Origin of the sequence: Rhizobium sp. Root1204, assembly GCF_001424965.1 — a bacterium.
Lineage (GTDB): Bacteria > Pseudomonadota > Alphaproteobacteria > Rhizobiales > Rhizobiaceae > Pararhizobium.
In genome coordinates this window covers 487,718-509,713 of the sequence record NZ_LMCZ01000006.1, presented here as the reverse complement: position 1 = coordinate 509,713, position 21,996 = coordinate 487,718, and the positions used below count along the sequence as shown (strand labels likewise).

The 21,996-nt window shown below is 60.9% G+C and carries 17 protein-coding genes; 12 read left to right on the top strand and 5 right to left on the bottom strand.

What is annotated here, in order from left to right:
- Positions 1 to 33: 33 nt before the first annotated feature.
- Complete coding sequence (locus tag ASC96_RS09890) at positions 34 to 1,764, bottom strand: cation:proton antiporter (protein WP_060502815.1); 1,731 nt, start codon at positions 1,762 to 1,764, stop codon at positions 34 to 36.
- 221 nt (positions 1,765 to 1,985) lie between these two features.
- Between ASC96_RS09890 and ASC96_RS32540 the strand changes: the two genes are divergently transcribed.
- The 4 genes from ASC96_RS32540 (at position 1,986) to ASC96_RS09875 (ending at position 5,372) form a co-directional block, all read left to right on the top strand.
- Positions 1,986 to 2,123: a hypothetical protein gene (locus ASC96_RS32540; RefSeq protein ID WP_156393919.1), complete on the top strand. Its 138-nt coding sequence runs from the start codon at positions 1,986 to 1,988 to the stop codon at positions 2,121 to 2,123.
- A gap of 137 nt (positions 2,124 to 2,260) precedes the next feature.
- Positions 2,261 to 2,473, top strand: coding sequence for a hypothetical protein (locus ASC96_RS09885; protein ID WP_060502814.1), 213 nt, complete (start codon positions 2,261 to 2,263; stop codon positions 2,471 to 2,473).
- A gap of 120 nt (positions 2,474 to 2,593) precedes the next feature.
- Positions 2,594 to 4,054, top strand: coding sequence for an FAD/NAD(P)-binding protein (locus tag ASC96_RS09880; protein WP_060502883.1), 1,461 nt, complete (start codon positions 2,594 to 2,596; stop codon positions 4,052 to 4,054).
- A gap of 100 nt (positions 4,055 to 4,154) precedes the next feature.
- The gene (locus ASC96_RS09875) at positions 4,155 to 5,372 is read left to right on the top strand and encodes an SfnB family sulfur acquisition oxidoreductase (RefSeq protein ID WP_060502813.1); all 1,218 of its coding nucleotides are present in this window, start codon (positions 4,155 to 4,157) and stop codon (positions 5,370 to 5,372) included.
- Between the two features lie 489 nt (positions 5,373 to 5,861).
- Here ASC96_RS09875 and ASC96_RS09870 read toward each other — a convergent pair whose 3' ends face one another.
- Both ASC96_RS09870 and ASC96_RS09865 read right to left on the bottom strand, forming a co-directional pair.
- Positions 5,862 to 7,073: an acyl-CoA dehydrogenase family protein gene (locus ASC96_RS09870; protein WP_060502812.1), complete on the bottom strand. Its 1,212-nt coding sequence runs from the start codon at positions 7,071 to 7,073 to the stop codon at positions 5,862 to 5,864.
- 73 nt (positions 7,074 to 7,146) lie between these two features.
- A complete protein-coding gene (locus ASC96_RS09865; RefSeq protein ID WP_060502811.1) occupies positions 7,147 to 8,193 on the bottom strand; it encodes a substrate-binding domain-containing protein in 1,047 nt (348 codons plus the stop codon).
- A 354-nt stretch (positions 8,194 to 8,547) separates the two neighbouring features.
- On the opposite strand from ASC96_RS09865, the gene ASC96_RS09860 reads away from it, so the two are divergent.
- The 6 genes from ASC96_RS09860 to ASC96_RS09835 all read left to right on the top strand — a co-directional run bounded on the left by ASC96_RS09860 (position 8,548) and on the right by ASC96_RS09835 (position 15,863).
- Positions 8,548 to 10,029 carry a sugar ABC transporter ATP-binding protein gene (locus ASC96_RS09860; RefSeq protein WP_060502810.1) on the top strand — a complete coding sequence of 494 codons (1,482 nt, stop codon included), beginning with the start codon at positions 8,548 to 8,550 and terminating at the stop codon, positions 10,027 to 10,029.
- A complete protein-coding gene (locus tag ASC96_RS09855; protein WP_060502809.1) occupies positions 10,026 to 11,072 on the top strand; it encodes an ABC transporter permease in 1,047 nt (348 codons plus the stop codon). Before ASC96_RS09860 ends, ASC96_RS09855 begins: the two co-directional genes overlap by 4 nt.
- 145 nt (positions 11,073 to 11,217) lie before the next feature.
- A complete protein-coding gene (locus tag ASC96_RS09850) occupies positions 11,218 to 12,228 on the top strand; it encodes a sugar ABC transporter substrate-binding protein (RefSeq protein ID WP_060502808.1) in 1,011 nt (336 codons plus the stop codon).
- Positions 12,229 to 12,308: 80 nt separating this feature from the next.
- A complete protein-coding gene (locus ASC96_RS09845; protein WP_060502807.1) occupies positions 12,309 to 13,847 on the top strand; it encodes a sugar ABC transporter ATP-binding protein in 1,539 nt (512 codons plus the stop codon).
- Positions 13,837 to 14,865, top strand: coding sequence for an ABC transporter permease (locus ASC96_RS09840; RefSeq protein ID WP_060502806.1), 1,029 nt, complete (start codon positions 13,837 to 13,839; stop codon positions 14,863 to 14,865). Before ASC96_RS09845 ends, ASC96_RS09840 begins: the two co-directional genes overlap by 11 nt.
- A gap of 2 nt (positions 14,866 to 14,867) precedes the next feature.
- Positions 14,868 to 15,863 carry an ABC transporter permease gene (locus ASC96_RS09835; RefSeq protein WP_060502805.1) on the top strand — a complete coding sequence of 332 codons (996 nt, stop codon included), beginning with the start codon at positions 14,868 to 14,870 and terminating at the stop codon, positions 15,861 to 15,863.
- 106 nt (positions 15,864 to 15,969) lie between these two features.
- Here ASC96_RS09835 and ASC96_RS09830 read toward each other — a convergent pair whose 3' ends face one another.
- The gene (locus ASC96_RS09830; protein WP_060502804.1) at positions 15,970 to 16,683 is read right to left on the bottom strand and encodes an META domain-containing protein; all 714 of its coding nucleotides are present in this window, start codon (positions 16,681 to 16,683) and stop codon (positions 15,970 to 15,972) included.
- 168 nt (positions 16,684 to 16,851) lie between these two features.
- On the opposite strand from ASC96_RS09830, the gene dxr reads away from it, so the two are divergent.
- Together dxr and ASC96_RS09820 are read left to right on the top strand one after the other, a co-directional pair.
- A complete protein-coding gene (gene dxr / locus ASC96_RS09825) occupies positions 16,852 to 18,042 on the top strand; it encodes a 1-deoxy-D-xylulose-5-phosphate reductoisomerase (protein WP_060502803.1) in 1,191 nt (396 codons plus the stop codon).
- 319 nt (positions 18,043 to 18,361) lie between these two features.
- On the top strand, positions 18,362 to 20,497 hold the full coding sequence (locus tag ASC96_RS09820) for an Ig-like domain-containing protein (RefSeq protein ID WP_244481960.1): 2,136 nt from the start codon (positions 18,362 to 18,364) through the stop codon (positions 20,495 to 20,497).
- Between the two features lie 183 nt (positions 20,498 to 20,680).
- Here ASC96_RS09820 and hemA read toward each other — a convergent pair whose 3' ends face one another.
- Positions 20,681 to 21,898 (bottom strand): 5-aminolevulinate synthase, encoded by a 1,218-nt coding sequence (hemA, locus tag ASC96_RS09815; RefSeq protein WP_037097469.1) that lies wholly within the window; start codon positions 21,896 to 21,898, stop codon positions 20,681 to 20,683.
- Positions 21,899 to 21,996 lie beyond the last annotated feature (98 nt).

Sequence of the window (21,996 nt, the reverse complement as noted above, 5' to 3'; positions counted from 1 at the left end):
TGGCCCGTCGTCTGCGAGGCCAACGTTTCGCAATCAATCCACCGCACCGCTCTTGAGACTGCCAGGAACATTCATCTTCTTACGCTCACGGGCCATGTCGCTGACGGCGGCACGCAGCCGCGGGTGCCGGGCCATGAAGATATTGAAATCGCGCCGGTCGAGTTTCAGGAACTGGCAGAAATCCACAGCGATCACGTCGGCGGTGCGCAATCCGCCGCTGAGAAGTGCCATCTCGCCGAAAAATGCGCCGGCTTCCAGCATGATGGCATTGCCCGGCAAGCGGACCTCGGCAGCACCGGCCGAGATGAAATACATGGCATCGCCACGCTCCCCAACCCGGATGACCTTGTCGCCCGGTGAGGCCGAGGCCGGACGGAACAGGAGGAGAAGCTCCTCGAGCGCATGCTCGTTGACTTCGGAAAACAGCGGGAAAGTGTGAACCAGCTGCTGTTTCTTCAGCTGCTGTTGGCTTTCCTTTTCCTCCGTCCGCGCCTTGATGATGTCGAGCTCGCGGCTCAGTGTTGCAAATTTCCGCTGGCCATAGTTCGGCATGGCGCCGCTCAGCGCCGTCTTCAGCTTTGCCGCAGCCCAGAAAATCAGTGGGTTGAGGGTAATCGACAGGATGGCGCCTGCCAGGATGAGGTCATATCCCTCCTGTGACATCAAGCCCAGGGAGACGCCGAGACCGGCGACGATGAAGGAAAATTCACCGATTTGCGCCAGGCTCGCCGCCACGGTCAACGCCATCGACAGGGGATAGCGCAGCATGAGCACGAAGGCGGCGGCAATCAGCGATTTTCCAAGCGTGATCAACGCCACAATGGCGAGGACTGCAAGCGGCTGATTGATGAGGATCATCGGGCTGAACAACATCCCGACGGACACGAAGAACAACACCGAAAAGGCATTCTGCAACGGCAGCGAATCGGCTGCCGCCCTGTGGCTGAGATGTGATTCGCTCATGACCACGCCGGCAAAAAATGCGCCGAGCGCAAACGAAACACCAAAAAGCGTGGCCGAACCAAAGGCGATGCCCAACGCAATGGCAAGAACCGTCAGCGTGAACAATTCGCGCGATCCGGTGCGGGCAACCAGCGTCAGAAGCCAGGGAACGATTCGTGGCCCAAGAACAATGGCAAGAACAGCGAATGCACCAAGCTTGACCAGGGTCAGCACGATCGTCAGCGCAACCGGCGTAGAGCTCGCTTCTGCTCCGTGCGCCGCGGCACCTTGAGCGCCCAGAACCTCCGCGACGATCGGCAGTAAAACGAGTGCCAGCACCATCGCCAGGTCCTCGACGATCAGCCACCCGATGGCCACCCGCCCATTCGGCGAGTTGACCAGATTTCGCTCCTCCAGCGCCTTGAGCAGAACGACAGTACTGGCAACCGAGATGCTCAAGCCAAAGACCAGTCCGGCGCCGAGGTTCCAACCCCAGAGTGTGCTGAGACCAATTCCCAGAAGCGTTGCCAGGGCAATCTGCCCGATGGCGCCGGGGATGGCCACGCCGCGAACGGCGATAAGATCGGCAGCAGAGAAATGCAGGCCGACACCGAACATCAGAAGGATGACGCCGATCTCGGCCAATTGGGTGGCAAGGCCGGCATCCGCCGTAAACCCGGGCGTAAAGGGTCCCATCAGAATACCGGCAACGAGATATCCGACCAATGGCGGCAGGCGGAGCCGATCCGCGACATAACCGCAGCCCGCAGCCAGCACGAAGCTGATTGCGACGGTTGCTACCAACGCCATATCGTGATGCACGCACTACCCCCCGGCTGCCTTCATTCCATTCATCTGATGTATTTGCATCGGAAGCCTCCGGCAAGCGCTCGGCCAAGTATCAAATGGGGGAAGGATGATTTATCGTTTTCCAGGTGCCAGGAGGGTTGATGCCCGCATCAGGACCAACCTTGCGGCCGCCGCTTTTGGAACAAGCCTTCGATCCACACGTTTGCGGGCAAGCTTAAACAGGAAAAAGCACAATGCAAATGACCATGCGCGCCGTTGTCTTCGTTATCGTCGGATCGATCCTCAGCATTCTTGTCATCAAATATGCCGACAACGATCTCAATGCGGCCGTGCCGATGATGGACCCGGCCGCAGAAGCAGCGCCTGTCTGATCCACAACGATAAAAAACCGCCACAATCAACCGTCACTCGTATCGCTCAAGGGCGCGCAGCAACTCTGAACGCGGCGTAAGCCTTGTTGCAGTCCGGCATTGGCAGGTCCGCCTTAGCTGGCACCAGGAGACGAAGCATGACGAAATGGCGCAATGAACCAATGCTCCCCAACCATGTGCAGTTGTGCCAGCGTGTCTTCGACAAAGCAAAGTCGGCCCGCAATATCGCCCCTGACAGCGACGCCAACGACCCGGTGGCGGCGCTGGTGCTGACATTGTACCGCCACGGCGTTCGCGGCGAAGAAGAATTGTTGACCCGTGTTCTCCTAGCACTGGACGAGAAGTCCTGACCGCGATCAACGCCTGCCTCACCATGCTTAAGGCTTGACCGCCGAATAATATTGATAAAAACTATAGACTATCAAACGGCTCGACGGTGAGGTGTGATGAACCAGTTGATCGTCAACCCGATGACATTATCCGGCACCGCTGCCAGCGAAGCGCCGGTGGGATCGCAACGGCCAGTCGTCGCCATTATCGGCGGCGGCGTGTCGGGTGCGGCAACGGCCTTTCATCTCGCGTCGTCAAACCAGACCTGCGCGCCGCAAATCATCGTCTTCGAACCGCGCGAATGTCTTGGCAAGGGCCTTGCCTATGATACGACCGAACCTGCCCATCGTATCAACGTGCCAGCCGCGCGCATGAGCCTCTTGAGCGACGAACCGGATCATTTTCTGCGCTGGATTGCGGCGAATTCGGCAACAGCCGGCGATGTCGATGCCCTGCGGCCGGATGGCGCTCTGTTTCCACGCCGCAGCGTGTTTGGCGATTACGTCAATGCCATGCTGCAGCCACTCGTTGCCAGCGGTGCCATCCAGCATCGACGCAACGCCGTCGCCCATGTCCTGCGCGAGGATGCGCACTGGTGGATCAGCGGCGACGATGGCACGCAGACCAAGGCCGACATTGTCGTCATCGCCACCAGCCACCCGCCACCGGTGGCGCCGGGCCGGCTTCACGCCCTGCTGAAAGACCATCCCCGTTTCGTTCCCGACCCAACCAGTGCGAATGCGCTTGCGGCCATCCGGCCATCAGACCGGGTGCTTATCGTTGGCAACGGCCTCACCTCCGCCGACGTCATCGCAGCTCTCGCGCTGAAGGGTCACACCGGCCCGATTACCGCGATTTCACGGCGTGGACTGCGCTCGCGCGGCCATGCGCCGGTGGCGCAGGACCCCACCGGCGACTTTCTCACGGAACCGGCCTTTACGGCGCGGGCATTGCTCAAAAATATCCGCCGCACAATTTGGCAGGCCGGTCTGGGGGGCCGGACTTGGCACGGCGTCATCGATCAGGTCCGCGCACAGGGACAGGCACTGTGGCAGGTTTTGCCGATGCAAGAACGACAGCGCATCGTCCGGCATTTGCGGCCGTTCTGGGACGTGCACCGGTTCCGCGTCGCGCCGCAGGTGGAAGCAGCACTTGATACGGCGATCGCTGAAGGGCGCCTTGAAATCCTCGCAGGCTCGGTTGCGGCAAGCCGGATTGAAGCGGATGTGATTCATTGCGCGCTACACCTGCGGCGCTGTCCCGGCACCATCGAGAAGAGTTATGACGCCGTGGTCGTCACCACCGGCCCCGGCCATGGCGGCATTCTCGCCAGCCAGCCTTTCCTCGTCGAGCTTTCGCACAACGGTTACCTCGAACTCGACCCGACCGGCCTTGGGCTCTCCTGCACGCGTAACTCGGAAGCCATTGGTCCGGCGGCGGGCGTGACATCGTCCCTGCTGATCGCCGGACCCCTGGCACGCGGCACGTTCGGCGAGTTGATGGGCCTGCCACAGGTGACCGACCATGCCGTGTTTGTTGCCACGAAGATTGCCGAATTCTTGTCGGCGCAAAGGCCAAAGGCGGCGCAAAAACCGCTTTAAGAAAAGACTTTTCTTAGTATAGTGGATCTATAGAAATTATAATCTTATCTTTCCGCCCGACTTCTTCCACCCATGGTCCGTACAAAAAATGGAGCGTGCGATGGAAACCATCCTGCAGTATCAGCCAATCGTCAAACAAACGGCCGGTCGCCTCCGCAGCGATTTCGAAGCCATCGAAACTGCCCGGGCACTGGCCGCCGATTTCGCCACCCGAGCCGCCGATCGCGATGCCAACCGCACCCTGCCCTACGACGAACTCGAGGCGATCGCCGAGTCCGGGCTTCTAGCGATTACCGTTCCCGCCGAATATGGCGGGCTGGATGTGTCCAATGCGGTGCTGGCGGAAGTGACTGCCATCCTGTCCGAAGCGGATGCATCGATCGGCCAAATTCCGCAAAACCATTTCTACATTCTGGAAGCCTTGCGGGTGGACGGCAGCGAGGAACAGAAGCGCTACTTCTTCGGCCGTGCGCTGGCGGGCGACCGTTTCGGCAACGCACTTTCCGAACGCGGCACCAAGACGGTGGCCGATTACAATACCCGCATCACGCCGGAGGGACCGGGCTACCGCGTCAACGGTGAAAAATTCTATTCGACCGGCGTCCTTTTCGCCGACTGGATCACCGTGTTCGCACTCGATCCCGAGGATCGGCTAACCATGTCCTTCGTCGCCAAGGGCACCGAGGGTATCGAGATCATCGACGATTGGGATGGCTTTGGCCAGCGCACCACCGGCAGCGGCACCACCGTCTTCAAGAATGTCTATGTCAATGCCGATGTCATTGTCTTCCATCACAAAGGCTTTGAGCGGCCGACCACCATCGGTTCGGTCGGCCAGATCATCCATGCCGGTGTCGATCTCGGTATCGCGCGTGCCGCCTTTGCGGAGACGCTGGATTTCGTCCGCACGCAGAGCCGTCCGTGGAAAGATTCCGGCGTCGAGCGCGCCACAGACGATCCGCTGACCATCGCCAAGATCGGCGAGATCGCAATCAAGATCGAGGCCGCTACAGGGCTGATCGAGCGGGCTGGCCGCAAGGTCGATGTCGCCCAAATGGACGCGACCGAAGCCAATGTCATCGACGCTACACTCTCGGTCGCCGCGGCAAAAGTCCTGACGACCGAAGTCGCGCTCTCAGCGTCCACGACGCTGTTCGAACTCGCAGGAACATCGGCCACCCGCATCGGCCTCAATCTCGACCGCCACTGGCGCAATGCCCGCACGCACACCCTGCACGACCCGGTGCGCTGGAAGGCCCATGTCGTGGGCAATTATCACTTGAACGGCGTCGTACCACCGAAGAACGGGGCGTTGTGAGACAGACAATTGCGGCGGTGAAATTCTGCGGCCGCAAACGGCTAGGAGACCCGAAAGCGATAGACTGATGAGGACCGCCCCTCACTCCCTGTCATGCTCTCCTCAGGTTTCAACTTGAGGACCTGTGGCGGGCATCCAACGATCCAACGTCCGCCCGGTTAAAGACTCTTCCACTCGAAGACCTAAACGGCACCCCGAATCGGCAGGGCTATCGCATATGGAAGGAGGCAGTCTGGGAACGATCCTATCTTCTCCCCAGCGGGCAGAAGTGCCGAGCGGATGCGAGGCGATGAGGGGGCTTCGGCGAAGCCGGAGCCGGACAAAGGTGGCCTTCGGCCCCTCATCCGGCGCTTCGCACCACCTTCTCCCCGCTGGGGAGAAGAGGGAGGGCGCCGCCAATGGCACATGCGACGGCCCTGCCCACATTCGGGGATACCGCATCGCTCACGCCGCATCCCAGCTGTAAATTGCGATTTCCCTTCACGCTGCTCAGCTGTACAAACTCACCACCGGGATTTTATCGTTCAGCACGAACTCGCCGACCTCCTTCGCCTTGTAGAACACCGGATCGTGCAGCGTGTGGGTGCGCACATTGCGCCAGAAGCGGTCGAACCGGTATTTTTCCGCCGTCGACCGAGCTCCGGTCACCTCAAAAACGCGCGCGGTGATATCGAGGGCGACATGGGTGGTGTGAACCTTGGCAGCGTAGGCCTCGGCCGCCGCCTCGCCGCGTTCGCGCGCGGTCACATCCCGTCCCTTCGAAAGGGCGGTTTGCACCGCCAGCGCTGCACCGTCCGCAAGAGCCACGGATGCCTTCAGCGCGGCCGTGAACTCACCCACGCGCTCGAGAATATACGGATCGTCCGAGGCGCGTTCGACACCCGACGTCACCCAGGGACGGGTCGTGGTGCGGACATAATCGACGGCGGCGGCCAGCGCGCCTTCAGCGGCGCCCAGATAAAAATTGACGAAGACCAGCTGAATCAGCGGCGTATTGAACGTTGCCAGAGCCGGTGGCGGCGCATTTTCATCGGCAGGTGCTGCGACGAAATCTTCGTCGTAGACCGGAAAGTCGTGGAACTCGACGCTTCCGGAGTCGGAGAGCCGCTGGCCGATATTCTCCCAGTCGTCATTCGCGACATAGCCAGGCCGATCGGTTGGCACGGCGAAGTTGGCGATCTTGCCATCCAGCGTCGCGCTGGCATTGATATAGTCGGAAACCCGGGCGGCGGTGGAGAAGGATTTACGGCCGTTCAGCACGTAACCGGTGCCACGGCGCGTCAATGTCAGGCCGGCGTCGCGGGGGTTGACCGCCGCACCCCAGTAAAGGTTCTGTGCCACGGTCTCAGCGCCCAGCACCTGCGCGCGCGCCTGATCCGCAAAAGACCAGTAGATCGACTGGCTGTTGACATAGTGGTAGCCGAGCAACTGGCCGACAGAGCTTTCGCCGCGTGCCAGGATGCGAACGAGCTTCAGCCCATCGACCCAATTCAGCCCACCGCCACCAACCTCACGCGCATGCAGGGCATTGAGCAGGCCCGATTTCTTCAGTTTGACGATCTCGCCGATCGGCGGGCGCCCTTCCCTGTCGAGGTCTGCCGCGCGCAGCGACAGGTCGTGGGAGATTTCGGCGGCACTGGCAAACAGGCTATCGCGGGTGACGCCGAGACCGGCGGCATAGACGACATTGGATTGGCTCATGGGAAAAGCTCCAGTTCTTTAACGAGGAAGAACGGCGGAACCGTCGGCGGCTCCGCCATCGCGATGCAAAAGCTCAGAACAGCTTGGCCGGAATCCAGTTTGCCGTAACCGCATCGCTGGCGCTGAAAGCCGGGATCTTGGCGGCGAGTTCCTCGATGGTTTTGACGCCGGCGTCTCTCAGGCTTTTCTGGGTCAGCAGCGTCGGCTCGACGGTGATCTGGCGAGGAACGTCCTGTCCGGCAATTTCAAGCGCAGCCGCGCGGATCGAAACGGCGCCAACCACGGCCGGATTGGTTGCGACCGTTGCGACCCAGGGACTGCCTTCCTCGACAATCTCCTGGATATCGGCAGTGGAAACATCCGCCGAATAAATCTTCAGCTTGTCGGCGATGCCGAGATCGGCCGCCGCCAGCTTCACCCCACGGGCAAATTCGTCATAGGGCGCGAAAACCACGGTAATATCCGGATTGGCCCGCAGTGCCGCTTTCGCCTGATCGGCCGTGGTTGTCGCTGTCGTGTCGCTGACATTGCCGAAACGCGCCTTCTCGACGACCCCCTTATTCTCCGCCTTGAACGCATCCCAGACCTCGTTTCGGCGATCGAGCGGCGCAAAGCCGGCGACATAGACGTAACCGGCATTGAAGCTGGTGCCGTTATCCTTGACCGCCTGTTCGAGAGCCTGTTTTGCCAACGCGTGATCGCTTTGCTCGACTTGAGGCACTTTCGGATTGTTGAGATTGACATCAAAGGCGACGACCTTGATGCCCTTGTCCAGCGCCTGCTGCACGACATCGGCGAGCGATTCGGGAACACCGTGATCGATAACGATGCCTTCGACGCCGAGATTGATCGCCTGCAGAATCTGCTCGCGCTGTTCCGCCGCGTTCTGGCGTCCAGGGAACACCCGCAGATCGACGCCGAGCGCCTTCGCCTGTGCCTCAGCACCGGCCTGATAGGCCTGGAAAAAATCACCGGTGGAAATGTAGCTGATCAATGCCAGCTTGACGCCGCCCTTGTCGAACGGCGCCGGTGCGCCTGCAACACCATCGGCCTTGGCAGCAGAGACGAACAGGAAGGGAATGAAGGCGGCGGTTGCCGCCAGACGGAGAATGGTTTTCATAAAAAGCGTTCCTTCTGAAGACAATCGGAGACGTCACCGGCAGCAGCCTTCTCGGGACGCAACATCTATTAAATATTCAATCAATAAATTTAATAGACTAATTAGTGCCAATTTTCTGGATTGATAGAGAAACGTGTTTCACGGAAACCGAGCTCACCGGCAAAGTCCTACCGGCATCGCGCCGCTCGACAGCCGCTGCCCGCGCGGCGCGAACTTTCTGCCGCACTCCGTCCCTCAGCAAAGAAATTACCGGCTCAGACGGTACTTCGCAAAGCTGTTCCGCCAGCCCGGCTGTCACCAGCAGGAAATATATGACAAATTATATAGATAATAAAGATATCAGGATTCCCATTCATGCCATTGCTTCACATCGATGCGCTCAACCGCAGCTTTCAGTCCACGCGCGCCCTCGTAAACGCAATGCTGAAGATCGATGCCGGAGAGATCGTGGCATTGATGGGGGCAAACGGTGCCGGAAAATCGACACTGGTGAAGATCCTCTCCGGAGTGTTGCCCGCCGATAGCGGCGTAATCACGCTGAACGGCCGGCCCTATGTCCCGCGCACGCCCGCACAGGCCGCCGCTGCAGGCATCGTCACCGTCCATCAATCAACTGATCTGGTGGGCGCGGCAGGCCTCACCGTTGCAGATACGCTGCTGCTGACGCAGTTCAGCCAGCGCGGCCAACCTTTCTTCATCTCCCGCGCCAGCGTCAGACGGCAAGCACAGGCAATTCTCGACGCCGCCGGGTTCGATCTGCCGCTGGACCGCGACTTCGCCGATCTCACGGCAGCCGACCGGCAACTGGTGGCCATTGCCCGCGCACTGGCCAACCGGGCGGACCTCTTGATCCTCGACGAGCCGACAGCCAGTCTTTCCCTTGCCGAAAGCCAGCGCCTGTTTAACATTCTCAAGCGCTTGCGCGATGGCGGCCTTGCCATTCTCTACATTTCGCATCGGACCGCCGATCTCCAGGCAATTGCCGACAGGGTGCTCGTCATGTGCGGCGGGGCGATCGCTGGCGTCTTCGAACGTCCGATCGATTTTGCCGCAGCGATCGAGGCAATGATCGGCCGCAAGCTGCAATCGGCGCGGCCCGGCATTCGCCCGCCTGAAGGGCAGCCGGTCTTTGAGATGCGCGACGCGCGGCTGTTGCCCGGCTCCCTTCCTTTCGATCTCGCCGTCCACACCGACGAGGTGGTGGCGATCACCGGTGTGCTGGGGGCCGGCAAGAGCCGCCTGCTCTCCGCGATCTTCGGCAACGGCCGCCTTGCTGCCGGAGAGATGTATCTGGACAGCCGCCGGCACCGGCCGAAAACACCGGCAGAGGCGATTGCCGCCGGTGTCGCCATGGCCGCAGAAGACCGGCACCGCTCTTCCTTGATGCCAGCCGATTGGCCAGGAAGTTCACTGGCAGCCACCATCAGCCTGCCGCATCTTTCCAAATGGTATCCGCACGGCCTGCTGTTTGGCGGCCGTGAACGGCGCGAGGCGGAACAGGCAATCGACCGCCTGCGCATCAAGGCATCCGGACCACTGGCCCCGATAACCTCGCTTTCCGGCGGCAACCAGCAAAAGGTGGTTCTGGCCCGCTGGGAAGCCGAACCGAGCCGGCTTCTGCTGCTCGACGAACCCTTTCAAGGCGTCGATGTCGGCGCCCGTCACGATATCATCCAGGCGATCCGCAGCCGCAGCGACCGTGCCACCCTGATCGCCACCTCCGACCCGGAAGAAGCCTACGAGGTTGCCGACCGCATTCTGATCATCGACCACCACAGCCTTGCCGCAGCGCCCGGCGGCGCGCGCGGCGGTCTTTCCGAGGAAATCCACGCATGACATCGACCATTGACGAAGCCGCTCCGGTACAACGCAACGCAAACCGGGTTGGCTGGCTTGCAGACCTCGGTACGGCCTTGCGATCGAGCGCCGTCTTCATTCTTCTGGCAGCGCTGCTTTTAGGCTTCTCTGCCGCCGAGCCCGCCTTCGCCAATCTCGGCAACCTGATGAGCATCCTGCAGGCCGTGGCCGTCGTCGCCATTCTCGGTGCGGGCGTCACAGTGACGCTCGCCGTTGGCGGCTTCGATCTGTCGATCGGCGCGATAGCCGCCTCCAGCGTCATGGCCGCCAGCTATGCGATGATCGTCTGGGGGCTCGGTGCCATTGCCACCGTGCTGCTGGTGCTTGCCTTCGGTGCGCTGATCGGCCTTGTCAACGCCTTCCTCATCGTCCGGCTGAAGGTTCCCGATCTCTTGGCCACGCTGTCGATGATGTTTCTGCTCTCCGGCCTGCAGCTGATCCCGACCGCCGGCCGCTCGATCTCCGCCGGACTGATCCTGCCGAACGGCACAACCGCCACCGGCGTCTACGATCCCGCCTTTCTCCTGATCGGCCGCGCCAACCTGGCCGGCATCGTCCCGGTTTCCGTCGTGCTGATGGCCCTCGTCGCCATCGCCCTGTTCGTGCTGACGGAGCGGACCCGCATCGGCCGCCTGCTGTTTGCCACCGGCGGCAACGCGGTAGCGACGCGGCTGGCGGGTGCATCAACGGCGCGGCTGAAGATGCTTGCCTATGTGATCTCCGGCACGCTTGCCTCGCTCGGCGGTATCGTCATTGCTGCCCGCGTCGGGCGCGGCGACGTCTCCTCCGGCGGCTCATTGCTGATGGATGCTGTCGCTGCCGCCCTGATCGGCTTCGCAGTGCTGGGCAAGCGGCGGCCGAATGTTCTCGGCACCATTGTCGGTGCCGTCTTCGTCGGCGTTCTGCTCAACGGCCTGACCATGCTCAACGCGCCCTATTACACGCAGGATTTCGTCAAGGGCGCCGTCCTCGTCGGCGCCTTGGCGCTGACCTACGGAACTGTTCGCAGTCCCTCCCCCTGACATGACCCCGCCGGCCGGGATTTCGCCCGGCTGCGTAACTTCCCAGCCCAAGTTTTCCGGCCGCTGTTCCATCTTTGGAAATTTCTTCCTCGGCAAGCCGCATAATACACTTATTCTATAGATATTATTTAAACGGGGATTGACCATGACACAGGATAAAGCGGTACAGGGCGTCGGCCGGCGTGACCTTTTGAAACTCTCGGCAGTCGCCGGTGCGGCCATTGCCGGAGCCAGCCTTATCGGCAGCCGGACAGCGGCGGCGGAAGGTGAACTCTCACTGAAAGGCAAGCGCATCGCCATCAGCGCCACCGGCACTGATCACTTCTTCGACCTTCAGGCCTACAATGCCCAGATCGAGGAAGTGAAGCGCCTCGGTGGTGAGCCGATTGCTGTGGATGCAGGGCGGAACGACGGCAAGCTCGTATCGCAACTGCAGACGCTGATTGCCCAGAAGCCGGACGCCATCGTCCAGATTCTTGGAACGCTCAGCGTCATTGATCCCTGGCTGAAAAAGGCGCGCGACGCGGGCATTCCGGTCCTGACCGTCGATGTCGGTTCGACCAATTCGATCAACAACACCACTTCCGACAATTGGGGCATCGGCAAGGACCTGGCGCTGCAGCTGGTTTCCGATATCGGCGGTGAAGGCAATATCGTCGTCTTCAACGGCTTTTACGGCGTCACGCCCTGCGCCATCCGCTACGACCAGCTGGTCAATGTCGTCAAATATTTCCCCAAGGTCAAAATCCTTGAGCCGGAATTGCGCGACGTCATCCCGAACACGGTTCAGGACGCCTTCACGCAGATCACCGCGCTTCTCAACAAATACCCGGAGAAAGGCTCGATCAAGGCGATCTGGTCGGCCTGGGATATCCCGCAGCTCGGTGCCACCCAGGCGGTGGCCGCCGCCGGCCGTACCGAGATTCTGACCTACGGCGTCGATGGCAGCCCTGAAGTGCTGCAGCTCGTTGCCGATCCGAATTCGCCAGCCGGTGCCGATGTCGCCCAGCAGCCGGCCGAAATCGGCCGCACGGCAATCCAGAATGTCGCTAGGCTGCTCGCCGGCCAGACACTGCCGCGTGAAACCTACGTGCCAGCGCTGATCGCCAACAAGGCAAACGTCAACGAAGTCAGCAAAAAGCTCGGTATCGGCTGACATCAGCATGTCTTCGGGGCGATCCGGACCGATACCGGATCGCCCATTCCATAAGGGTCGATCAGCAGGACGGTCATGCCATGAGCACAGCTTCACCAGACGAAACCGGCGATGCCATTCATCTCGACGGGATCGTCAAGCGCTTTGATGGCGCACTGGCGCTGAACCACGCCTCGTTGCGCGTCCGGCGCGGTACCGTTCACGGCCTCGTCGGCCAGAACGGCGCCGGCAAATCGACCCTGATCAAGCTGCTCGCCGGCCTGCATCAGCCGGACGAAGGCCGTATCAAGATCGATGGCGAGGCTTACGACAGACTGACGCCGCACCGGGTCGAGGAACTCGGTATCCATTTCATCCATCAGGACCGGCTGCTCGTTCCGACCTTCACGGTCGATGAAGCCCTGTTTCTCGGACGCGAACCGCGCATCGCCGGTACGCCCTTTCTCGACCGGCGGCTGATGCAACGCCGAGCCAGCGAAATCCTCGACGATTATTTCGGCATCAAGCTGCCCAACAGCGCGCTGATCAGCGAGCTTTCCACCGCCGAAAAACAGATCGTCCAGATCACCCGTGCGCTGCTAGACCAGCCGAAAGTCCTCGTCTTCGACGAGCCGACGGCGGCTCTTGTGCGCCGCGAGGCGGATATTCTCTTCCGCCTGATCCGCCGCCTGCGCGACGAGGGGGTGACGATCATCTACATCTCGCATTATCTCAACGAGATCGAAGAGCTCTGCGACACCGTCACGGTGCTGCGCAATGGCGAAGACGTCGCCACCTTGCCGCTTGGCGAAACGTCTGCTGCGGCCATCGCCCGGCTGATGGTGGCGCGCGACATCGCCGACCTCTACCCGAAACGCGACGTGACGCCCGGCAAGGACATCCTGACGCTCGAACGGCTGTCGGCACATGGAAAATATCAGGATGTCTCCCTGACACTGCGGCGCGGCGAAGTGCTCGGCCTGACTGGCCTTCTCGGCTCCGGCGCCAAGGACCTGATCCGTACACTGTTCGGCCTGGAAAGTGCCTCATCGGGGCAGATCACCATCAATGGCAAACCGGTGCGCTCAGTCAATCCCGCCCAAGCCGTCGACCGGCACCTTGCGCTCGTCCCGGAAGACCGGCGCGGCAACGGCGTGGCGCTTGATCTCAGCGTCAAGGAAAACATCACGCTATCCTCGTTGAAGCGCTTCACTCGCCTCGGCTTCCTTGATTTCAACAGCGAACGGCGCGAAGCGGATGATCTTATCCGTCGCCTCGAGATCAAGACATCGGGGTGCAATGCCCTTGTGCGCACGCTCTCGGGCGGCAACCAGCAGAAGGTGGCGATCGCCAAATGGCTGAGCCGCCACTCCGAAATCTACCTGCTGGACGAGCCGACGGTCGGCGTCGATATCGGCTCCAAGGTCGAGATTTACAACCTCATCGGCGATCTCGCCGCCCGCGGGGCCGGTATCATCGTGCTGTCATCGGATCTGCCGGAACTGATCGGCATTACCGATCGCATCCTCGTCCTCTTCCGCGGCAGTATCATCAGCGAATTCACCTCTTCGCAAACATCTCCGGACGACGTGCTTGCCGCATCCACCGGCTCCTCAGAGGTTCTCCGCCATGTCGGTTGATATCCAGCTCGCACCCGTCATCCATTTTGAACCGGGCTTATCGACGTCCAAGCCGAGCCGGGGTGGAAATCTCGCCGCCGGTGCACTCCGTGCCGGATCGCTGGTAGCCTTCGTTACCATCCTGCTCGTCTTTTCACTGACGGCACCTTACTTTCTCAGCGTTGGCAATATCGGCAACGTGCTTGGCCAGTCGGCGATATCAGGCGTTCTGGCCATCGGCCTGACCATCGTGCTGATCGCCGGCGGTTCCAACGTCGTCACCGGCGGCATCGACCTGTCGCTTGCCGCCAATATGGGCCTGAGCGCCGCCGTCTATGCGACGGCAGCCCAACTCGGCTATGGTGATGCAACGGCGGTTGCAGGCGCCCTCCTCACCGGCCTCCTGATCGGCGCGATCAATGCCATCGCCGTGGTCGGCGCAGGCATCGTGCCGCTGCTTGCAACGCTTGCCGTAATGAACATCGTCGCCGGCCTCGAACTGGTGCTGACGCAAAACACCGTCATTCCCGCCTCGACACCGCTGCTGACGGATCTGTCCTCATCCGGCCCGCTGGGCATTCCGGCGCTCGCCTATGTGCTGCTGGTCTTCACGCTGATTGCTGCAGCCATCGTGCAACATACCCCGGCCGGACTTCGTCTCTACGCCGTCGGCGAGTTTCCCGATGCAGCCCGCGCCGCCGGCCTGCCGGTTCGCCGGCTGGTCGCAGGCGCCTTCATGGCCAGCGGCTTTTGTGGTGGGGTCGCCGGTGTTCTGTCGGTGTCCAATCTCAGCGGCAGCACCACGGGCTCCGGCGAAATGCTGCTGCCGGTGGTGGTTACGGCCCTGCTCGGCTCCGTCTTCTCGCGGCGGCTGGTGCCCACTGTCATCGGCACGCTGTTATCCACCCTGTTCGTCGGTTTCCTCGTCAACGGTTTCCAGCTTCTCAACATTTCAAGCGTGCTGGTGAGCGGCGTCCAGGGTCTGCTGATCCTGCTCGTCGTTTCGGCAACGACATTGCTGCGCAGGCAGGAGGCCTGATCATGACCCTGCAGACCTCCGCAATCGAACCGTCCGTCCCCCGCGCCCTCATCGGCGTGGTCGTCGATAACGCACTCGTGCTGGCGCTCGTCACGGTGTTTGCGATCTTCTCCTTCGCGACCCCGACGTTTCTGACCATCGCCAACCTGCAGAGCATTCTCGTCAACAATTTTACGCTGCTCGCCATCGCCGCCATTGCCATGACCTCTGCCGTCTCGGTTGGCGGCATTGATCTGTCAGTCGGTACAGCCATCGATTTCGCCAGCTTCGCCTTTGTTTCCCTGGTCCTCGCAGGCCAGCCCGTCGCGATCGCCGCCTTGGCAGGTCTTGGCGCCGGCGCAGCGGTCGGCGCCTTCAATGCGGTGCTGATTTCGGGCATCGGCATATCGCCCTTTCTCGCCACGCTTGGCACGCTCTTCATCGGCCGCAGCATCCAGCAGCTCCTGACCAATGGCGGCAACCCCGTTTACCTGCCGCCATCAGGCATTCCCGAAACCTTCCGCTTTCTCGGGCGCGGCGCGATCGGTGGCATTCCGGTTCCGCTCATCATCACCGCCATCATCATCGTTGCTGCAACCGTAATCCTCACCCGCGCCCGCTTCGGCCGTGTCGCGCTCGCCATCGGCATTCAGCCGAGCGTCGTGCGCTATTCCGGCATCGCAGCGCGAATTCATGTGGCGATGGCCTTCATTCTGGCGGGCCTTATCGCTGCAGTCGCGGGGCTGATACTGTCGGCGACGGTCACCGTCTACATCCCCTCCTCCGGCAGCGCCTTCCTGCTCAATGCCATCGGCGCTACGTTCATCGGCACGACTCTGTCGCGCCTTGGCCGCCCCAATATCCCGGGCACCGTACTTGGTGTGCTTTTGCTTGGCATCGTCGCCAATGGCCTGCTGCTCACCGGGCTGAATTTCTACTGGCAACAGGTCGGCACCGGCCTGCTGATCTTCGCCGTGCTGGCCCTGAGCTTCATCACCCGGCGCAAGGCTTCGGCCTGACATCAAAGACAGAGGTTCCTACTCTCGACGGCCGGGAAATACGCATCGCGGCTACGAATTAGAACCAAAAGAAAATCCGCCGGCATCGACCGCCGGCGCGCTTGGCTCATCCCACTTTCGAGCAGGTGACGCCCGGGGCGTTTTCGCCCTTCATGGTATCGATCAGCGTCGCCTCGTCGCCTTTCGTCCACCAGATATATTGCCCGCCTGTATATTTGGCGCCCGATGCCGACAGCACGTTTGCGGCGACCACGAACTCGCTGCCGATCGTCAAGGTGACCAGGGAAACAGGACCAGCATTGATATATTCCGCAGCGATCGATTGGCCGGCGCAGTCGTACCGCAAAGCTTGCCGGTCAACCGTCCGGGCGCCGGGGATATTGATGAGAACGTCTGACGATACGGTGTGCGGGGCAAGCCGCAGAGCAGTTTTCGAATCGGCCTTTGTGAGGACCAGCTTCGTTTCTTCGATCTTCCAGGACAGGCCAGTCTTCAAAGCCGCGAAAAACTTCGTCTCCTGATCCATCACCGCCGGTACGCACATCTTGCGTGTCGACCCGGCAGGACCGAAGGCGATTTCTCCGCCCTGCAGGTCGAAGGTGCCTGTGTAATTGTTACAGCCAGCAAAACCGGAATAGGTGCCGTCATCGTTGATTTCCAGCGTCGTCTGCAGATAATCGATGACGCCGCCGCCGCCGATATCCTCGGCCAGCCATGTCCCCACAAGCTCGCGGGGGACTGATTCGGCAGCAATCGTGGAGACAGATGTCGCATCGATCAACACGCAGGAGCAGGAAAGAAACAGCGCAAGTTTCAGCATTAGATACACCCTTTCCGGCGAACGGCAGATCCCGGCCGGCCCGCCAAGGCCGGTGATTCGCAACATCTGCGACCCTATCGCCACCACCCGGAGCGAAGCTACCCTTGTTGGCACCCGCTTTCACCTGTAGAGCCTAACATGAAAAAACAAAAACAACGGGACTTGGCCATGACCTCCGGCGCGCAAGGCAAACGCCGCTTGACCATTTTGGGCTCGACGGGCTCGATCGGCACCAACACGCTCGACGTCATCCGCCAACTTGGCGGACGCGATGCGTTCGATATTGCCGCATTGACCGGTAACGGCAATGTCGCGCTGCTTGCAGAACAGGCGATAGCAACGGGCGCCGAACTCGCCGTCACAGCGGACGAGGGCCAATATGAAAACCTCAAGGCGGCCCTTGCCGGCACCGGCATCGAAGCCGCGGCCGGTCGCAACGGCCTGATCGAGGCGGCGCAGCGTGATGCGGATTGGGTGATGGCCGCCATCGTCGGCACGGCGGGTCTTGCCCCCACTCTGGCCGCCGCACGCCGCGGCGCCGACATTGCCCTTGCCAACAAGGAATGCCTGGTTTCCGCCGGTGATCTCTTCGTGGCCGCCGTCCATGCCGGCGGTGGCAAGCTGCTGCCGGTCGATAGCGAACACAATGCCATTTATCAGGTGCTGGAAGAGCACCAGCGCCACGCAGTCGAGCGCATTATCCTCACCGCGTCCGGCGGCCCGTTCCGCCGTTCAACGCTGGCCGAAATGCGCGATGTCACCGCCGCAACGGCCCGCGCCCACCCTAACTGGTCGATGGGCCTGAAGATCTCGATCGACAGCGCCTCGATGTTCAACAAGGCGCTTGAGATGATCGAGGCCAAGCATCTGTTCGGCATGAGGCCAGACCAGATCGAAGTCATCGTCCATCCGCAATCGGTCATCCATTCGATGGTCGGCTATAGCGACGGTTCGGTGCTGGCGCAGCTCGGCTGCCCGGACATGCGCACCGCCATCGGTTACGCCCTGTCGCACCCGGCACGGCCAGCGCTCGATGTCGAGCGGCTGGATTTCGCAAAACTGTCGCGGCTCGATTTCGAAGCACCGGACGAAGAGCGCTTCCCGGCTCTGCGCCTCGCCCGGCTGGCGATGGAACGCGGCGGCATGCAGAGCGCTGTTCTGAACGCTGCCAAGGAAGTGGCGCTGGAGGCGTTTATCAGTGGGCACATCGGCTTCCTGCAGATGGCCGAGATCACTGAAACGGTCATGGAGGCGATGACCGCTATACCGGCGGCATCCAGCATGGATGAGGTGTTTGCCCTGGACGGCGAAGCCCGGCGCATCGCCAAAACGATCGTCGAACGCGAGGTTGCGGCCTGAGATCCCACCACCCGTTGCCAGAAGACGCGGCGGCGCTCCCGTCTGTCATTCGCGAACGGCAGGCAGCGTCACCCCACCATTTGATTCCTCGGTAGTTAGCCCGCCCCAATTTCGGTATCCGATGGGTTGCATCCTGGGTAGACCTCCCCTTTTGCAGGACAACCCAGTCGGGTCTTATGCCAAAGGATGTACACCTATTTGATCGGTGGCCTATTCCGAAGCCGAAGTGGCACAATCCCGCCAAATGGAGGGAATTGCCCGCGTGGTGGAGAAGAGAGAGACGAGAGGTTTAATTCTGATCGCCGCTGCACTTTTAGCGATGATCACACTGACCGCGGTAGCACCTTGGACCGGTAAACCACTGGCCGTGGCCGGGCTTACTCCGATGGCAGACGCTACCGATGTCGACCTCGGCGCAGCAATCATGGTCACCTTCACCGAGGACGTCGATCCAGCCACAATTGGGCCGAACTCGCTCCAACTCTCCGAAATGGGCATACCGGTGAAGGCGAGCGTCTCTTACGATACCTGGACCAACTCCGCAGTGCTCACAACCAAGATGCCGCTGAAAAGTGGCGCAAGATACACCGCGACCCTTGCCGCAGGCCCAAGGGACAAGGCCGGCAATACGCTGGAGACCAGTCAGAGCTGGTCGTTCACAACGCGGCGCGATTTCGAGCACGGTTTCGGCGGGCCAGTCTTGATCATTCACTCATCCGACTTGCCATTCAGCAAATATCTCAGCGAGATTCTGCGGGCAGAGGGTATCGGGTCGTTCGAAAGCGCCGATATTTCCAGCGTCACTGCAAAACTGCTCGACCGTTTCGACCTTATCCTGATTGGCGAAGTACCACTGGACGACGCCCAAGCCACACTGTTTTCGCGATGGGTCGAGGCCGGTGGCGATCTGATTGCCATGCGCCCCGACAAGAAACTCGCCAGTCTCCTCGGATTGCAGGACAAGGGCGAATCGCTGACCGAAGGTTATCTGCTGATCGACACGGTGTCGGCTCCCGGACGCGGCATTACCGGCCAGACGATTCAGTATCACGGATCGGCCGACCTCTACACGCTGAACGAAGGCACGACCGAGATAGCCCGGCTCTACAGCAACGTGTCGAACGCTACGCCAAACCCGGCTATCTCGATCCGCAATGTTGGAGATGCCGGTGGACAGGCGGCCGCATTCACATACGATCTCGCCCGGTCCGTCATTTACACGCGGCAGGGTAATCCCGCCTGGGCAGGAGACGAACGCGACGGCAATTCCGTCATCCGGCCCAATGACCTGTTCTTCGGGGCCAAGGAAGGCGATGAGCAACCCGATTGGAACGACTTCAATCGGATCGCCATTCCAGTGGCGGATGAGCAACAGCGGCTGCTCGTCAACCTGATGAACTTCATGCTCGAAGGCAAGGCGCCGTTACCAAGGCTCTGGTATTTCCCAAAAGGACACAAAGCGGTTCTCGTGATGGCCAGCGACGATCACGGAACACGAAGCGGAACGGAGGACTCGTTTGAGCGGCTGAAGGCCGTTGAACCGGAAGGATGTTCACTGGCCGACTGGGAGTGCTTTCGCGCCACGTCATGGATTTACACGAGCAGCGGTTTATCAGCCGAGGAAGCCCGCACATACGCTTCAGAGGGCTTTGACATCGGCGTGCACGTCAATACGGGCTGCAGCAATTCACCTCCAATGGACTTTGCGCGGATGTTTAGCCACGATCTCTACGCTTTCCGCATGAGATATCCTGACTTGCCGGCCCAGACCGGAAGCCGCACACATTGCCTGGCATGGAGCGACTGGGCCTCGACGCCGAAGGCAGAGGCGCGCTACGGCGTCCGCATCGATCTCAGCTATTACTATTGGCCCGGCCCGTGGATTAAGGGCCGCCCCGGCTTCAAGACCGGCTCCGGCCTGCCGATGCGCTATGCCGATGTCGATGGAAGCATGATCAATGTCTATCAAGTGGCGTCTCATCTGGTGAACGAAAGCGGGATGAGCTTTCCATCGGCCATCGACACACAGCTTGATCGCGCTCTTGGACCAGAGGGGTATTTCGGTGCGTTCGGAACACATTACGACTTCAGCGACGGCTTCGACCTCCAGTTGACCGCTGCGGCAGTGGCGCGTGGCGTGCCGTTGGTGTCAGCGCAGCAACTGCTAGATTGGACGGAGGGCCGCAACAATTCCCATTTTGCCCATATCGAATTGAGCCAAGAAGCGCTCACTTTCGACGCGTTCACAGACAGACGAACCGGGACGATGCTTCGTGGAATGATCCCGGCGGAAATCAGTGGCAAAGACATACTCACGATCAGCCGCGACGGCTTGCCGGTCAACTTCGAGAAGACGATCATCAAGGGAATTGCCTACGCCATGTTTCCTGTCGAAACGGGCGTTTATCGTGTGAGCTTTCCTACCGATGATCAGCGGGTGGAATTGACCGAATGATTCCATTCTGCACGTCATCAAGCGCCATGCAGAGATCAGCATCGGCTCCAGCGGCGATTGGAAATCGCGGTTTGCGGACGAAGCAGCCACTGCACCTCGTCTAAGCCTTCCCAAAGGAAGGGCATAAAAAATGCGGATCGCCCTTCGACAATCCGCATTGTAACGCCAAGCGACCAACAGTTTTCAGGCGACGGCCCTTGCGAGCGCGCAACGCGACCAGAGCTGGTGCAGCGCGCCGACCAGATGATCGAGATCGGCATCCGAATGCAGCGGCGTCGGCGTGATGCGCAGACGCTCGGTCTTCTTCGGCACCGTCGGATAGTTGATCGGCTGAACGTAGACGCCGCAATTGTCGAGAAGCAGATCGGAGATCCACTTGCACTTCGACGCGTCGCCAACAATCACCGGCACGATATGGCTCGGATTGTTGAGGTGCGGAATGCCGTTCTTGTCGAGCAGATTGCGCAGACGACGGACACGTTCCTGATGGGCGAAGCGTTCGACTTGGCTTTCCTTCAGATGCCGGATCGAGGCGACCGCACCGGCAGCCAATGCCGGCGGCAGCGCCGTCGTGAAGATGAAACCGGATGCGAAGGAGCGGATGAAATCGCACAGCGCCGTCGATGCAGCGATGTAACCGCCCATGACGCCAAACGCCTTGCCGAGTGTGCCTTCGATCACCGTCAGGCGGTGCATCAGGCCTTCGCGCTCAGCGATACCGCCGCCACGTGCGCCGTACATGCCGACAGCGTGCACTTCATCGAGATACGTCATCGCGCCATACTTGTCGGCGAGATCGCAGATTTCCTTGATCGGGGCGATATCGCCATCCATCGAGTAAACCGATTCAAACGCGATGATCTTCGGCGCGCGCGGATCGGCGGCCTGCAGCTTCGCTTCGAGATCCGTCAGCGAGTTATGCTTGAAGATCACCCGCTCGCACTTGGAGTAGCGGATGCCTTCGATCATCGATGCGTGATTCCCGGCGTCCGAAAAGACGATCACACCGGGAATCTTCGAACAGAGCGTTCCGAGCGCGGCCCAGTTGGACACGTAGCCCGAGGTAAACAGCAGCGCCGATTCCTTGCCATGCAGATCAGCAAGTTCGCGCTCAAGAAGAACGTGATAGTGGTTGGTGCCTGAAATATTCCGGGTGCCCCCAGCACCCGCGCCACACTGGTCGATGGCGAGTTTCATCGCCTCCGTAACCTTGGGATGTTGGCCCATGCCGAGATAGTCGTTGGAACACCAGACGGTGACATCCTGCTTCTCGCCGGCCGAATTGTAACGGGTTGCCTTGGGGAATTGTCCGCTCTGGCGCTCCAGATCGGCAAAAACGCGGTAGCGGCCTTCCTGATGCAGGCCGTCCAACTCACCTTTAAAGAAACTCTCGAAATCCATCATTGTCTCCAGAACCTTGCCGTCTTTTTGATCCAAAGCGTGGCGGCGTCAACCTCTGCGAGGGTTATCGCGGCCGAGTGCGGCAAAAGGCCCCTAAT